11 protein-coding genes and 1 pseudogene are annotated in these 14,788 nt (G+C 46.0%); 6 read left to right on the top strand and 6 right to left on the bottom strand.

Annotated features, from left to right (window positions below):
- Nucleotides 1-902 precede the first annotated feature (902 nt).
- From HMPREF2983_RS07110 to xylA, 3 genes are all read left to right on the top strand, one after another.
- Nucleotides 903-2,567, top strand: coding sequence for a glycoside hydrolase family 43 protein (locus tag HMPREF2983_RS07110; protein ID WP_070667533.1), 1,665 nt, complete (start codon nt 903-905; stop codon nt 2,565-2,567).
- An 86-nt stretch (nt 2,568-2,653) separates the two neighbouring features.
- Nucleotides 2,654-4,168 carry a xylulokinase gene (locus HMPREF2983_RS07105; RefSeq protein ID WP_070667532.1) on the top strand — a complete coding sequence of 505 codons (1,515 nt, stop codon included), beginning with the start codon at nt 2,654-2,656 and terminating at the stop codon, nt 4,166-4,168.
- 36 nt (nt 4,169-4,204) lie between these two features.
- Nucleotides 4,205-5,521, top strand: coding sequence for a xylose isomerase (xylA, locus tag HMPREF2983_RS07100; protein ID WP_070667531.1), 1,317 nt, complete (start codon nt 4,205-4,207; stop codon nt 5,519-5,521).
- A gap of 254 nt (nt 5,522-5,775) precedes the next feature.
- On the opposite strand, the gene HMPREF2983_RS07095 is transcribed toward xylA, so the two are convergent.
- From HMPREF2983_RS07095 to HMPREF2983_RS07080, 4 genes are read right to left on the bottom strand one after another with little or no spacing between them, the layout of a single operon-like run.
- Nucleotides 5,776-6,738 carry a glycoside hydrolase family 43 protein gene (locus tag HMPREF2983_RS07095; protein WP_070667530.1) on the bottom strand — a complete coding sequence of 321 codons (963 nt, stop codon included), beginning with the start codon at nt 6,736-6,738 and terminating at the stop codon, nt 5,776-5,778.
- 58 nt (nt 6,739-6,796) lie between these two features.
- Nucleotides 6,797-7,906, bottom strand: coding sequence for an endo-1,4-beta-xylanase (locus HMPREF2983_RS07090; RefSeq protein ID WP_070667529.1), 1,110 nt, complete (start codon nt 7,904-7,906; stop codon nt 6,797-6,799).
- Between the two features lie 19 nt (nt 7,907-7,925).
- Complete coding sequence (locus HMPREF2983_RS07085) at nt 7,926-9,326, bottom strand: MFS transporter (protein WP_070667528.1); 1,401 nt, start codon at nt 9,324-9,326, stop codon at nt 7,926-7,928.
- A gap of 39 nt (nt 9,327-9,365) precedes the next feature.
- Nucleotides 9,366-10,604: an SGNH/GDSL hydrolase family protein gene (locus HMPREF2983_RS07080; RefSeq protein WP_070667527.1), complete on the bottom strand. Its 1,239-nt coding sequence runs from the start codon at nt 10,602-10,604 to the stop codon at nt 9,366-9,368.
- 265 nt (nt 10,605-10,869) lie between these two features.
- On the opposite strand from HMPREF2983_RS07080, the gene HMPREF2983_RS07075 reads away from it, so the two are divergent.
- Nucleotides 10,870-12,885 carry an alpha-glucuronidase gene (locus HMPREF2983_RS07075; protein WP_070667526.1) on the top strand — a complete coding sequence of 672 codons (2,016 nt, stop codon included), beginning with the start codon at nt 10,870-10,872 and terminating at the stop codon, nt 12,883-12,885.
- A 78-nt stretch (nt 12,886-12,963) separates the two neighbouring features.
- Here the strand turns inward: HMPREF2983_RS07075 and HMPREF2983_RS07070 are convergent, their stop codons facing one another.
- A complete protein-coding gene (locus tag HMPREF2983_RS07070; protein ID WP_070667525.1) occupies nt 12,964-13,260 on the bottom strand; it encodes a glutaredoxin-related protein in 297 nt (98 codons plus the stop codon).
- An 18-nt stretch (nt 13,261-13,278) separates the two neighbouring features.
- Nucleotides 13,279-13,512 (bottom strand): YecH family metal-binding protein, encoded by a 234-nt coding sequence (locus HMPREF2983_RS07065; RefSeq protein WP_070667524.1) that lies wholly within the window; start codon nt 13,510-13,512, stop codon nt 13,279-13,281.
- A 175-nt stretch (nt 13,513-13,687) separates the two neighbouring features.
- On the opposite strand from HMPREF2983_RS07065, the gene HMPREF2983_RS07060 reads away from it, so the two are divergent.
- Both HMPREF2983_RS07060 and HMPREF2983_RS07055 read left to right on the top strand, forming a co-directional pair.
- Nucleotides 13,688-14,281, top strand: coding sequence for a methylated-DNA--[protein]-cysteine S-methyltransferase (locus tag HMPREF2983_RS07060; protein WP_371441351.1), 594 nt, complete (start codon nt 13,688-13,690; stop codon nt 14,279-14,281).
- Nucleotides 14,282-14,530: 249 nt separating this feature from the next.
- Nucleotides 14,531-14,761 (top strand): annotated as a pseudogene (locus HMPREF2983_RS07055) (glycine zipper domain-containing protein); the annotation flags it as partial.
- Nucleotides 14,762-14,788 lie beyond the last annotated feature (27 nt).

The raw sequence follows: 14,788 nt of genomic DNA, 5'->3' as shown, positions 1-14,788 counted from the left end.
TTTTAGAGAACTTTCTTATCCCGAACTGGCGTATAGGTCTATGGGATGCCAACTACCATCGCAAGCCGGCTTATGGTGGCTTTGCCGATGCCCTGCAAGGCAAGTAATGCAACCTTGCCACAGTGCTATATTGTAAATATTTATTACCATTTTTAAGCTCCTTTCAAATGCACCATCTACACAGATGGGAGTACCGAAAGGAGCTTTTTCTATGCCTCTTTTTCAGTATCTGCGCCCCCTCTTGGCCACAAATTCTCATAACTAACACGCTTCTAACTCACAACTACACTGCAACAACCTTCTTATTTGGCCCCAGCAACCACTTAACTAACGCTGAGTTACACCACTTTTATGGCTATTTCGCCATATTTCCTACCCATTAATAATCATAAAACTCTAATTATCAATACTTTATCTATACTACCCATTTATCGCGTATATCACATTCTTCTATTGGTTCTTGCCCACGACAAAAGTTTTCAGGGGGTATTTTGTCAATATTTTTCATAAAAAAGGTTATCACCTAAACTCTTTCCTATAATAGTGGAAAAAAGAAGATGTATATCTGGGGAAAAACGAAATCTTTTCCTCATGTTTACTAACATCGTTTGTAAAACAAAGCAATTTTATTTTCTACCTGCCATATTCAAGAATTGGAACTACGCCATGACCTCGCCAAAACCATATTTCATAGGCCTAAAATGTAACAAAAATACCATTGAAAGTACTGCTATATGGCATAAACACGGGATGTGAAACAAAAAAGAAAGTTTTAGAAACACCAACGAAAATGTCTTATATGGCATTAATGTATATTTGCAATCACTTAACAACACCTACTCTCCATGGGTTGGAGAAGTATCTAATAACAATTACCATACATCAAAACAAACTTCCTCATCATGAGAAAATTGCCCATTAAATTACTACTCTCGTTGTCGGTCTGTTTATCGGCCCATGCCCAAACAGCCCACTTCAAGAGTTTCGATTACCAAGGAAACGATACACGATTCAGTCAACCCATCAATCCCACCAAGCAATATTACAACCCTATATTGGCCGGCTTTTACCCCGACCCCTCAATCTGCCGTGCCGGTGATACCTATTATTTGGTTAACTCGTCGTTCAGTTTCTATCCCGGTGTACCTCTACACAAGAGCAAGGATTTAGTGCATTGGCAATTGGTAGGGCATGTACTCGATAGGCCCTCACAGCTACCATTAGAACACCAAAGGGTATCGGGAGGCATATTTGCTCCTGCCATTACCTATAACGAGAACAACAAAACTTTCTACATGATTACCACCAATGTGGGACGTGGTAACTTTTTCGTGAAGAGCAAGAATCCAGAAAAAGGCTGGAGCGACCCTATCTACTTACCAAAAATAAATGGTATAGATCCCTCCTTCTTCTTCGACAAAAATGGGCAGGGCTACATTGTACACAACGGCCCGGTAGATGGTACCACCGAGTACAATGGTCAACGGGCTATTCGTATTTTCAAGTTCGATGTTAAGGGCGATAGCATTGTGGGCCATCATAAGGAGATTGTACGCGGTGGCACCCATGTAGAGCCCCACCCCATTTGGATAGAAGGGCCACATCTGTACCGCATAGGCAAATATTACTATCTCATGTGTGCAGAGGGTGGCACCGGTGGCTGGCACAGCGAAGTTATATTGCGAGCCCCAACCCCCATGGGACCATGGGAGGAGAATCCTCATAACCCCATTCTTACTCAACGCACAGGTCTATCGCCTCAACGCCCCAATGTGGTAACGAGTGCTGGGCATGCCGATATGGTACAGAGCAAAACGGGAGATTGGTGGGCCGTATTCTTGGCTTGTAGACCCTACGAGGACGACTTTTACAATACCGGTCGCGACACTTATTTGCTGCCGGTAACATGGAAGGACGGCTGGCCCGAAATTTTAGAAAAAGGTAAGGCCATTAGTCCCATTGGCGAGAAAGCTAATCTGTGCCCCAATGGCGAACAACCCATGAGTGGTAATTTTTGTTATCACGATAGCTTCGACAGTCAGCAGCTCAACAGTCGCTGGATGTTCCTGCGCAACCCCTCTGCTTTCTGGTCGGTAGCTCATCATCAACTCCACATCACCCCCCTACCTGTCAACATTTATCAGTTGGAATCTCCATCGGCCGTATGGACACGACAACAGCACGAAAACTTCTGTGCCGAAACTGTTGTCGACTTCAGTCCACGCACCGAACAAGAGTTAGCCGGTATGGCTTTATTGCAAAACGAAGACTACAACTTTGTCTTTGGTAAAACTCTGCTCAACGGTCGGCCCACCTTAACGCTGGTAAGAGCCGAAAAACAACACACCATCATAGCCTCGACACCAATACCTGATGGTGATTTACATCTAAAAATAGAAGGCCGTGGTCGTTACTACAATTTCTTGTATGCTGTAGCTAATGAACCTTGGCAGGTGCTCTGCAAAGGGGTAGATGCCATCAATCTGAGTACCGGTCGCAGTGGTGGTTTCATTGGAGCCTGCATAGGTTTATATGCCACCACACAGAAAGACGATGTAAAAAGGTAACTACAAACGGCATATTCTTCTCAAAAATAGCTATATTTGCAGTTTACCTAAAACATAATAACCTACTACATTAATATTACGCCAACATGAACATCTATTCATCAACCCATCAATACTTGCTGGGGCTCGATGTGGGCAGCAGCTCCGTAAAAGCCTCGCTGGTAGATATAGAAAGTGGCAACTGTGTAGCTACCGCATTCTACCCCGAACACGAAGCCCCCATTAAAGCCATCAAGACCGGTTGGGCCGAACAAGCCCCACAGATGTGGTGGGATAATGCCTGTCTCGCCTTAAAAAAAGTCAAAGCCAGTGCCCACGTTCAAGGTCAACAAATTAAGGCCATAGGCCTATCTTACCAAATGCACGGGCTAGTGTGTGTAGACAAGGAGCAAAAGGTGCTTCGCGATGCCATTATATGGTGCGACTCACGAGCCGTACCTTATGGAGAACGCGCTTTCAATGAGCTGTCGGCCAACCGATGCCTCGCTCACCTACTTAACTCACCGGGCAATTTTACCGCTGCCAAGCTGGCTTGGGTCAAAGAGAACGAACCCCACATCTACGAGCGTATCTATAAAGTCATGCTTCCCGGTGACTACATCGCCATGAAGTTGAGTGGCGACATAAACACCACCATAGGTGGCTTGTCGGAGGGTATATTTTGGGACTTCAAAGAGAAACGCGTAGCCCAATTCCTACTCGACTACTACGGCATAGATGCCACTCTATTACCCCATGTGGTACCCACTTTCGACATACAGAGCAGGGTAAGCCCACAAGTGGCCCAAGAGTTAGGATTAGAACCGGGTACCCCTATTGCTTACCGAGCCGGTGACCAACCCAATAATGCTTTGAGCCTCAACGTATTCAACCCCGGTGAAATAGCCTCTACTGCCGGCACGTCGGGGGTGGTGTACGGTGTATTGGGAGAGGTAGGCTACGACAAGAAGAGCCGTGTCAATACCTTTGCTCATGTTAACTACACTCCCGACATCGACCGCTTAGGAGTGCTGCTTTGTATCAACGGCACTGGAATACTCAATGCGTGGGTACGTCGCAACATTGCCTTAGAGGGTATAGACTACCAAGATATGAACCAACTCTGTGCCCAAGTGCCTATTGGCAGCGATGGCGTATCGGTTATTCCCTTTGGTAATGGTGCCGAGCGAGTATTAGAAAACCAAGAGATAGGATGCTCCATCAGTGGGCTTAATTTTAACCACCATACTCGCAACCATCTCATTAGGGCCGCACAAGAAGGTATTGTATTCTCGTTCTGTTATGGTATGGAGGTGATGCAAACCATGGGCATGAACATACAGCACATTCATGCCGGAAGGGCCAACATGTTTCTTAGTCCCATTTTCAGAGAAACGCTATCCTCTACCAGTGGTGCCAGCATAGAACTATACGATACCGATGGCAGCATAGGTGCTGCCCGCGGTGCAGGTATAGGCTGTGGCATTTACCATGACCATACCGAAGCCTTTGCTACTTTGAAACGATTGGCAGTGATAGAACCCGACAGCAAAAATACCAACCAATACCAAGAAGCCTACGAACGTTGGAAAACTACCCTAAAAAAGTACATCAAACAATAACTTATATACACATAACACATCTAAAAACAAATAACAATGACAAAAGAATTTTTCCCTCAAATTGGTAAGATTCCTTTCGAAGGAAAGGATAGTAAAAATGTCATGGCCTTTCACTACTACCAGCCCGATAAGGTGGTCATGGGCAAAACCATGAAAGAATGGCTAAAATTTGCTATGGCCTGGTGGCACACCCTTGGCGATGCCAGTGGTGACCAATTTGGAGGCAGCACCCGTACTTACGAGTGGAACAAAGCCAACGATGCTATACAACGGGCCAAAGACAAAATGGATGCCGGCTTCGAAATCATGAAAAAGTTGGGCATCGAGTACTTCTGTTTTCACGATATAGACCTTATAGAAGAAGGAGATACCATTGAGGAATATGAGGCTCGCATGAAAGCTATTACCGACTATGCCCTTGAGAAGATGAAAGAAGCTCATGTAAAGCTGCTTTGGGGCACAGCCAACGTATTTAGCAACAAACGCTACATGAACGGAGCTGCCACCAACCCCAACTTTGATGTTGTGGCCAGAGCTGCCGTACAGATAAAAAATGCCATTGATGCCACCATCAAGTTGGGTGGTACCAACTATGTGTTCTGGGGCGGTCGAGAAGGCTATATGAGCTTACTTAATACCGACCAAAAGCGCGAAAAAGAGCACTTGGCCCAAATGCTGACAGCTGCCCGCGACTATGCCCGTAGCAAAGGGTTTACCGGCACTTTCTTAATTGAGCCTAAGCCCATGGAGCCCACCAAGCACCAATACGATGTAGATACCGAGACGGTTATCGGCTTCTTAAGAGCACATGGTTTAGACAAAGACTTTAAAGTAAACATCGAAGTGAACCATGCTACATTAGCCGGCCACACCTTTGAGCACGAGTTGGCTGTAGCTGTAGACAATGGTATGCTGGGTAGCATAGATGCCAACCGTGGCGATGAGCAAAACGGCTGGGATACCGACCAATTCCCCATAGATAACTTCCAACTGACACAAGCCATGATGGAGATTATACGCAATGGTGGATTGGGCAATGGCGGTAGCAACTTCGATGCAAAGATACGTCGTAACTCTACCGATGCCGAAGACATCTTCATTGCTCACATTAGTGGCATGGATGCCATGGCCCGTGCCCTGGAGAATGCAGCTGCCATATTGGAACAGAGTGAGCTGCCAGCCATGAAGAAAGAACGTTATGCCAGCTTCGATACCGGCCAAGGCAAAGTTTTCGAAGAGGGCAGAATGTCGCTGCAACAGCTGGTAGACTATGCCAAGAAGAATGGTGAGCCCACACCTGTATCGGGCAAGCAAGAAAAATACGAAACAATCGTTGCACTGTATACAAAGTAATAAATAAAGTTAATGTAAGAATCCTTGGAGGGCAGTCTTTGTGAAAAGGCTGCTTTCTTTTATTTTGCTCATTGCTCATCTACTTTGGTCACCTAAAAAGGTATAAAGTCTCTAAAATAACTACTAAAAAGGAGACGAACCTCAGCCCGTCTCCCAAAGTGGCAGACGGACTGTAAGACAGTCTGCCTACCTCGTCACACCAACTTTTATATGCCTATTCTCCTCTACTGCTACGAGGGGTAAAGGCCTTTTTTCTATTCGCTCTTCATGGTTACTATGGTGCCATCCTCACGATACGCTAATGGCATTACTTTCATACTGCGCAACCAAGTACAGTCATTGGAGGGTACACAGTCGTGATGAAAAAGATACCAGCACCCCTTAAACGCTACGATGCTATGATGTGTGGTCCAGCCTACTACGGGTTCCAAAATAACACCTTGGTAGGTAAAAGGTCCATAAGGGTTGTTACCTACTGCATAGCATAGCAGATGGCTGTCGCCTGTAGAGTAAGAAAAGTAGTAACGACCACGATATTTGTGCATCCACGATGCTTCGAAAAAACGATGTGGGTTATCAGCCGATAGAGGCTTGCCAGCTTCATCGAGGATTTCTATTTCGCGTGGAGACTCGGCAAATTGTAACACATCATCGGTCATACGGGCCACTCGTGGTGGTAATGCCGGCTCACAGCCTTGTGGTAAGTGCTCCACAGCCAACGATTTATTGCCGGCATAGCGCTGCAACTGTCCACCCCATATCCCTCCGAAATAGACGTAAATCTGCCCATCGTCGTCTTTGAAAGTACAGGGGTCTATACTATAAGAGCCTCGTATGGGGTCGGGTTGTGGAACGAACGGCCCTTCTGGACGGTTAGCCACGGCCACTCCCAAACGGAATGTCTGAGTTTTATCCTTAGCACAGAAAATAAGATAATATTTGCCACCTCGTTCTACTACATCGTTGTCCCAAAGTTGCTGCGAAGCCCATGGAATATGGGGTAGGTCGAGAATAATACCGTGGTCGGTCACCACTCCATTTTCTATATCATCAAGTGAAAAGGCATGGTAGTCTTTCATTTGAAAATGGCCACCATCATCATCGAAGGCGGCCCCACTATCCCAATCGTGCGAGGGATAGATGTAAACACGGTTGTTGAACACATGGGCAGAAGGGTCTGCCATGTAATCGTTGGGGAATAAATATCTGGCTTTCATACAAAGAAATGATGAATGGGCAGCCTAATGCCTATAAATGGTAAGGCTGCCACATATGTTATTTAAATAATTGGATAATTTTCTGTACTACTGGCTTTTCTTTCCAAGCCCTATCAAAGAGCAAAGGATAGTTAGTGCGGCCTTTTACAGGCCAATCGTTAAGCCACGAGTCGCGGTCGGTAACGCCCCAAAAGGTTACTCGTTCTATTTTGTCTTGCTGTCGATGAATAATGGAGAAGAAGTCGAGGTATCGCTGTTCGAAGAGTTGCCGCATCTTTCGAGGAAGCCCATTAGGATATGGATTTAACCGCTTTTGGTAAGCAAAATCTTGACTCACTTCAGCTCCAGAAAAATACTGCGGACGTGGCAGCATGTCGATATCGAACTCTGTCATTTGCACTTTTACACCCTCTTTGGCAAAAGCCTCTATACTCTTCTCATATTCTGTTAAATCTGGGAAGTTGGTACCATTATGACTCTGCATACCCACAGCGTCTATACGGCAGCCTTTAGCTTTGAGCGAGCGAACGAGTCGGCACACAGCATTGCGCTTAGCCGGCATAGACAAAGAATAATCGTTATAGTATAGTTCGGCATCGGGGTCGGCTTCGTGGGCAAAGCGGAAAGCCAGCTCAAAGTATTCGGGACCTATGATTTTGTAATAAGGGGTAGATCGGAAAGTACCATCATCATTAAAAGCCTCGTTTATCACGTCCCAACCTTTAATGCGACCTTTATAACGGCTTACTACTGTAGTAATGTGGTGGTACATGCGGTCTATAAGTACCGACTTACTGACAGTTTTTCCATCCTTATCGGTAAACATCCAATGGGGGGCCTGCGAGTGCCATATCAGACAATGGCCTATAACAGCCATGCCATTCTCGGTTCCAAACTGCACCAATCGGTCGGCATCGGTCCAGTTATAAACACTTTCTTCGGGATGTATGCGCTCACCTTTCATACAGTTTTCGGCAACAATTGAGTTGAATTGCTGCTTCACCAACTCGGCCGATCGCGGATCGTTGCCATCGGGTACATTGGTATTGAGTGCCGCACCTATAAGGAAATGCTGTCCCAATGTGGTTTTTAGGGTAGCATGCTGTGCCAGCGCAGTCGAAGGTACTAATAGGGTGGCAGCGCAAAGAATAGCTAAAGTTTTTTTCATTATAGTTATTGATGATTAGTTATTGACGTAACTCTATTTTCCGGTTGATGTCATCAATGACTTCATCAGTCAGCTCATAACGAGAAATTATAAAGATGCTTACAACCAAAAGTAATGCTGGGATAACACATACCAACCACAGAATGCCCTGTTGGGCCAGTTCTGTTTGCATCACTGCATTCTTCTGGTCGAAATGAACCAAAGAGAGTACCAATCCCGGAACAATACCACCAAGAGCCATACCTGCCTTATAGAAAATACCGGTAAGCGCATTTACAATGCCCGATATACGTCTACCGGTGGTATACTCGCCATACGAAATAACCTCTGGTACCAATGCCCACATATAACCTGTAGCCACAATAACACCTGTAGATTTGATGAACTGGGCTACATCAACCAACCATATTTGGTGGTTTAACACCGGGATGACAGAGATGACATAGAGCAGAGCCATACCGAAAATAGCAATACCAAGGAAAGTGTAGAACATGCCCCGCTTGCCGATGAACCGCTTTATGGCCGGTACCATAGGCATAAAGATAAAAGCCGGCACTGAGCCTAAGCCCATGAAAATGGCCGTTTGCTGTGGCGTTGCATTAATATTATACAACATGTAGTAAGAGCCGGCCGAATTGCCTATGGCCATCATGGCAAAAGATGTGATAAAGAAGAAAGCTAAAATACGCAAAGGCTTATTGCGCAAAAACTCTATCCATAGGTCAGAGACCTTGACATTGGCCGTTTGCTTGACGTCCATCACCACCCTCTCTTTGGTCTGCGTAAAGCAAAAGACCAACAATAGCCAGCCAATAATGGCATACAGCCCCATTGTCATGAACCATGCACCAGCATCGTCCACGGTATTCATCTTGCCATCGGGCGATAACAGCGCCACAATAATAGGAATGCCGAGCGAAACAGACAGTCCACCAATATTGGCAAATAACATACGGACAGAAGTAAGGATAGTTATCTCGTTGGTGTCGCGCGTGAGGCTGGCATTCAACGCCCCATAAGGGACATTGACAAGTGTGTAGCACATCGACATGCCTACATAGGTAACATAAGCGTAGAGCAATGAGCCTGAAAAGCCGTTCCAAAAGCATAAGACGGCAAAGCCTGTGAGGGGTACACCACCCAAAAGCAAGTACGACCGGTATTTACCCCATCGAGGATTGTTCTTATCGACGTAGGTGCCCACGATGGGGTCCCAAATAACATCGATAATGCGAACAATGCCGAACATCAGCGATACTGATACGGGATGAAGTCCATAAACATTGGTATAAAACAGCAGCAAGTACATACCCACTGTTTGGTAAATGAGATTCTGAGCTAAATCACCGGAGGCAAAACCTATACGCTGAATCCAATTCAGCCGATAGAACCCGGCAACGGTTGTAGGGATAGATGGCATATTTGTTTAATATTAGTAGTTGTTGGAGTTGATATGATTTCAGTATTTATCAGGAATTGTTTTGGCATCATGTAACAGTTGGTGGGCTGCATATTGTCCCATAACCCTATACCCTGTGGGGTTAAGGTGTAACCAATCATCGGAGTATTCTGGTTTTAGTCTTTGAGCATCTTGTGGCTGACGCACCAATACATCAAAGTCGAGCACCCCATCGAAAGTACCACTATGGCGTATCCATGTATTCACCATCTGCCGTGCAGTTTCGTGTTCTGCCGTATACCACGCATTGCCTTTGAATGGGGTTATAGTGCCACCATATACTTTTATTCCTTTTTTATGGGCCTCACCGATAAGTATTCGGTAAGCTTCGATGAGGCGGCTGGCCGTTTCTTCAGCCGAAATTCGGCTTGTTCCAATATCATTGGTTCCTTGAAACAGAATGAGTTGGTTAACTCGTACCTGCCCCAATATATCGCGTTCAAATCGTTTTAAGGCTGGCTGGCTGATACCACCACTCACTACACAGTTTCCACCTATACCCAAGTTGAGTACAGCCGTAGGTTGAATTGTTTGCAAGACACGCGACATTTCATCGGGCCAACGGTTCTGTGCATTGGTGGTTGAGCCTCGCCCATCGGTTAAAGAATTACCCAGCACAGCTACCACCGGGACTTGACTTACCACATTGAGCTGGCAGATGTTATACCAATGGTCTACTTTTTCTACCGTTTTAAAACATTCTTTGGCACCTACTAATCCTGCTGCTATGTAGGAAGTGGTACGTGACCCTCGGTGCGAAGTCATGTTTTTAGGAATCTGCCGTCCATAGCAAATAGTAACAGCGAGCTTCTGCAATGGTCGAAGTTCGTACTTCAACCAGTCGGACGAAACCTTAGTACCGGCCTCGATACAAATTTTACGATGGCCTTTAAAAGTAAGGTAGCGTGCCGTAGAACGGTGAATATCGCACGAGTCAAGGGCATCGGCCACATATACAGCCTCTATCTCCAAGGGTTCTTTACTGAATTCATTACTCAAACATAATGACAGTTGCTGGCTGCCTACACTCACCTTCAGCACCTGCCGTAAACTATATCCGGCAAATGCAGTATACCGAGGCATGTCGGCAGACCCAGTCCACTCAGCAGCGGCAGCCCACGTACCGGCCAGCTCGGATGCCGACCTACTAACAACGGATGGATTCGAGAAACTCTGTGCCCTCCCTACGAGGACGGACAGCAGGGCCACGCAAATATTGAAAAAGAGCCATTGTTTCATGTTAAGCAAAATCGTTATTATAAAACACTATGCAAAAGTACAAATCAATTTTTATAGCTACTTACGCCATCGTTACATGTTTCTTGCATTGTGTATCATTTTATGTCTTTTATTTCCTTTCCCATTTGCTACACCATAAAATCTTTATCCATTGGAACATAGGGCGAACAGTCGCATACCACAGATAAGGATTATTTTAAAGAAAAAGAAGTACCTTTGTCATCAACAACAACTTTAACAGATCTATCACTCCATATGTACAGACATGAAATACGTTCTATTTTATCTTTCATTCCTGCTATGCGCTGTCACTGCCAAAGCCAACAATGGTGAGCATCTTTGGCTCGACTGCCATTGGTCGGCTAATCCTTGCCAAGTTGTAGGACCTTTAAAAGCCTCTCCTACTATTGGTATTGCAGCCGAAGAGTTGCGCCAACATTGGACTTTAGGACCACAAGTACGGCTCAGCCTGCGCTCCATGCTACAGTTGGGTGAGGGCTACCACATTACTGTACGCCAAATAGACTCTTCAAAGTGCCCACAGCTCAAGGCCACGATAGTTGCATCATCGGCAGCCGGACTACTATATGGAGCCTACCAACTACTCCGACTTCAAAACACCGGAGGATTAGACAGCCTCCTTACCTCTGCCCCTAAAGACCATGGCCAATCTCTATTCGTCATGACCGAGCAACCGGTTTGGAAACTACGTATGCTCAACCATTGGGATAACCTCGATGGGTCTGTGGAGCGTGGCTATGCTGGCAACAGTATTTGGAAGTGGAAACAGATATTAGGGCACGAACTTACACCACAACTACGTCGACGCCTCACCATCTATGCTAGAGCCAATGCCTCGATAGGTATCAATGCCACCGTACTCAACAACGTCAATGCCTCGCCCCTTATACTAACACGCCCCTACCTCGAAAAGGTGCAAGCCATAGCTCAACTACTGCGACCTTATCATATTAAGGTCTATCTATCGGTAAACTTCGGCACACCAAAAGCTCTTGGAGCCACCTCTACAGCCGATCCTCTCTGCCCCGATGTAGCCATGTGGTGGCAACGGAAAGCGAAAGAAATCTATGCACTCATCCCCGATTTTGGCGGGTTCTTGGTAAAAGCCAACTCCGAGGGACAACCCGGACCGGGTGACTATGGGCGCTCACATGCCGATGGAGCCAATATGCTGGCCAACGCTCTAAAACCTTTCGGAGGTAGTGTCATCTGGAGATCGTTTGTGTATGGTGCCCATCATAAAGGGGAAGACCGTGTAAAACAAGCTGTATCGGAATTTGAACCGATGGATGGTCTAATGGCGGATAACGTGATATTACAGTCTAAAAACGGACCGCTCGACTTTCAACCACGCGAACCCTTTGCCCCCATCTTCTACCGCATGCACCATACCCCACAGATGGGCGAGTTGCAAATCACGCAAGAATACTTAGGGCAAAGCAAACACTTGGTATATTTAGCCCCTATGTGGAAAGAGTTTCTAAGCTATGTGAGGCCCTCTATGCTTGTGGGAATAGCCGGTGTGGCTAATACCGGTGATACCGACAATTGGTGCGGTCATCCTTTTTCACAAGCCAATTGGTATGCCTTTGGCAGGCTGGCTTGGAATCCACAACTATCGGCCGAGAATATTGCCTTAGAGTGGAGCCGACAAACCTTCAAACTTCCTACCGAACAAGAGCAGCAGCTCTGCCATGTTATGTTGTCGAGCCACGAAACCTGCACCGATTATATGATGCCCTTAGGACTGCACCACATCTTCCGATTCGACCATCACTACGGTCCCGAACCGGGAGGGTTTAATCCAAAATATCCTTTGGAATGGTGCCCTACCTACTATCACCGGGCCGATACCTTGGGGTTGGGGTTCGACCGTACTGTAGCTACCGGCAGCGGTGCCACGGCCCAATATCCACCCCACTATGCTGCACTCTATGAGCAGTTAGACAGCTGTCCGGAGAGATACCTCCTATGGTTTCACCATGTGGCGTGGACACACCGCATGTTATCGGGGCGTACACTGTGGCAAGAGCTGTGCCACCATTATAACAGTGGAGTGGCGCAAGTGGCACAATACCGCAGCTGGTGGCATAACGACATGCACCCTTACATAGATAACATGCGTTGGCAACAAGTAGACACACTGCTGACACGCCAACTTGCTAATGCTCAAGAGTGGCGCGACAGCTGCCTCAACTACTTCAGCCGGTTTGCCCGGAAGCCCATTATAAGACCATCAACACACACTATACGCCAATAAAATAGAAAGCGCTGAATCATTCTATTCAACAGATGAACAACAATGATTCAGCGCTTGTAGTGATTAAGTAGGTGATGATTAGCACCCTGAGCCATCGAGTCTGCACGATGGTGCCTCGTGCTGCTCACTCCCCAACCCAGCCTTTTCGGGGTCGAGGGTCACAGTACCATCTTCTAACACAAAGCAGGGTATACCAATATACCCCTTTTCGCGAGCCTCAGCAAAAGCCGGAGAGTTATGGCGCAAATACAAAAACTCTTTTAAATATTTTACGTGGTCACCAATATCTATTACCTCGTAACGGTTGTTGCCCTCTGCTTGCTTATCTACTGCCATGCAGTCTGGGCAGGTTTTCATTCCATAAATTTTAATCATAGCTTATTTGTTTCTTTATTAGTGATTACAAATTTTACCCGTATCTACTGTAAAGCCATTCTTTGCAGTAGGTATAAACTTGCCTCTTTCGGCTAAGAAATCGACCAATTCGGCAGCATCCACACCTTCAGCAGAGCAAGTATGGAAACGTTCATCGCTACCAAATTTTTCGATAATAGCCTCTACAAGACTCTCTTTCGTGGGATAACTGTGGCCCTCCATCATGTGGAGAACATCGTGTCCATGTGCCATATCGTGTTGTTTTTATTTAAAATAGTACCATCGGGTAAGGCCACCTACATGTAAGGTTTGGTCTTATCACCCGGTTGTTGTAAGTACAAAGATAGTGCCCACCATGCACCGCCATGGTCACAAATGTGACTCATATCATTATTTTAACCTCTTTTATTACTTCATCTCCACGTTTATGCCCTTTTGGCACCTTATTCTGTTAGGTGCAATCGTTTATAAGCTCACCATTTATGCTTACCTTTGTCATCTATCATTATACTGTTTGCAGCCCATGTACTACCTCTATCTTTACCATTCGCCACTCGGCCCCATCACCCTATGTGGCAACGATCGTGCGCTTACCGGACTATGGTTTAACGGCCAACAGCATTTTGGCTCAACCATACCCCCTAATACCCATTTTGGTAATACCCCCATACTGCAAGATGCTTGTCGGTGGCTCGATAGTTACTTCTTGGGACAGAGGCCTTTGCACATGCCTCCTCTTGCCCCGGATGGTACTCTATTCAGGCAGCAGATATGGCAACTTTTAAGCCATATCAACTACGGCTGTACTACCACTTATGGGGCCTTGGGCAATAAGTGGGCCCATCAACAAGGTCGCAACACTTTTTCGGCACAAGCCGTTGGGAATGCCATTGGCCACAACCCTATAAGTATTTTTATTCCCTGCCACCGAGTAATAGGCAGCAATGGAAACCTCATAGGCTATGCCGGTGGCATCGACCGGAAAATAGCTTTACTTAAGCTGGAAAGAGCCGTCTTGTAACTAACATGTACTAAGTTGATAACTAAGCGTTAGTAACCACACAACTAAGCGTTAATTAAAACATAAAAAGCCGTTAGTAACTGTGTGCGTTAACCAAAGGTCAATAAGCTACAAGCAAACACGTTTGGGGAAGATCTTTATACTTACCCTTATGTTACTTTTAGGGGAAACCCTACTATTTCATAGGGAAAAAACAAATTTATTAACACATAATACTGTAACTTTGCATCAGTATTAAGAAGAACAAATATGAGGAAGACTTTCATCATGACCGTAGGCACGGTTCTGCTATTGAGCAGTTGTGGTACCTATACCGGTAGCGGTGCCTATACGGGTAGCGGACTGGGGGCTATTCTCGGCTCGGCCATAGGAGGTTTGAGCGATGGTCCAAGAGGCTCTGACATAGGTACCATCATAGGTATGGTGGGAGGAGCTGTTATCGGTGGTGCCATTGGTAATCAAGCAGATAAAAAGGGACAGTAGATATTTAGTGTGGATAAGCATATA

This window comes from Prevotella sp. HMSC077E09 (assembly GCF_001814685.1).
In the GTDB taxonomy this organism is placed as follows: domain Bacteria; phylum Bacteroidota; class Bacteroidia; order Bacteroidales; family Bacteroidaceae; genus Prevotella; species Prevotella oris.
The sequence above is the reverse complement of the archived record's forward strand: the minus strand, read 5'-3'. Positions and strand labels throughout refer to the sequence as shown.

What these genes read in the sequence shown, in the direction of transcription:
- HMPREF2983_RS07110 (WP_070667533.1), top strand. Translation starts at nt 903, where the DNA reads ATGAGAAAATTGCCCATTAAATTACTACTCTCGTTGTCGGTCTGTTTA.
- HMPREF2983_RS07105 (WP_070667532.1), top strand. Translation starts at nt 2,654, where the DNA reads ATGAACATCTATTCATCAACCCATCAATACTTGCTGGGGCTCGATGTG.
- xylA (WP_070667531.1), top strand. Translation starts at nt 4,205, where the DNA reads ATGACAAAAGAATTTTTCCCTCAAATTGGTAAGATTCCTTTCGAAGGA.
- HMPREF2983_RS07095 (WP_070667530.1), bottom strand. Translation starts at nt 6,738, where the DNA reads ATGAAAGCCAGATATTTATTCCCCAACGATTACATGGCAGACCCTTCT.
- HMPREF2983_RS07090 (WP_070667529.1), bottom strand. Translation starts at nt 7,906, where the DNA reads ATGAAAAAAACTTTAGCTATTCTTTGCGCTGCCACCCTATTAGTACCT.
- HMPREF2983_RS07085 (WP_070667528.1), bottom strand. Translation starts at nt 9,326, where the DNA reads ATGCCATCTATCCCTACAACCGTTGCCGGGTTCTATCGGCTGAATTGG.
- HMPREF2983_RS07080 (WP_070667527.1), bottom strand. Translation starts at nt 10,604, where the DNA reads ATGAAACAATGGCTCTTTTTCAATATTTGCGTGGCCCTGCTGTCCGTC.
- HMPREF2983_RS07075 (WP_070667526.1), top strand. Translation starts at nt 10,870, where the DNA reads ATGAAATACGTTCTATTTTATCTTTCATTCCTGCTATGCGCTGTCACT.
- HMPREF2983_RS07070 (WP_070667525.1), bottom strand. Translation starts at nt 13,260, where the DNA reads ATGATTAAAATTTATGGAATGAAAACCTGCCCAGACTGCATGGCAGTA.
- HMPREF2983_RS07065 (WP_070667524.1), bottom strand. Translation starts at nt 13,512, where the DNA reads ATGGCACATGGACACGATGTTCTCCACATGATGGAGGGCCACAGTTAT.
- HMPREF2983_RS07060 (WP_371441351.1), top strand. Translation starts at nt 13,688, where the DNA reads ATGCCCTTTTGGCACCTTATTCTGTTAGGTGCAATCGTTTATAAGCTC.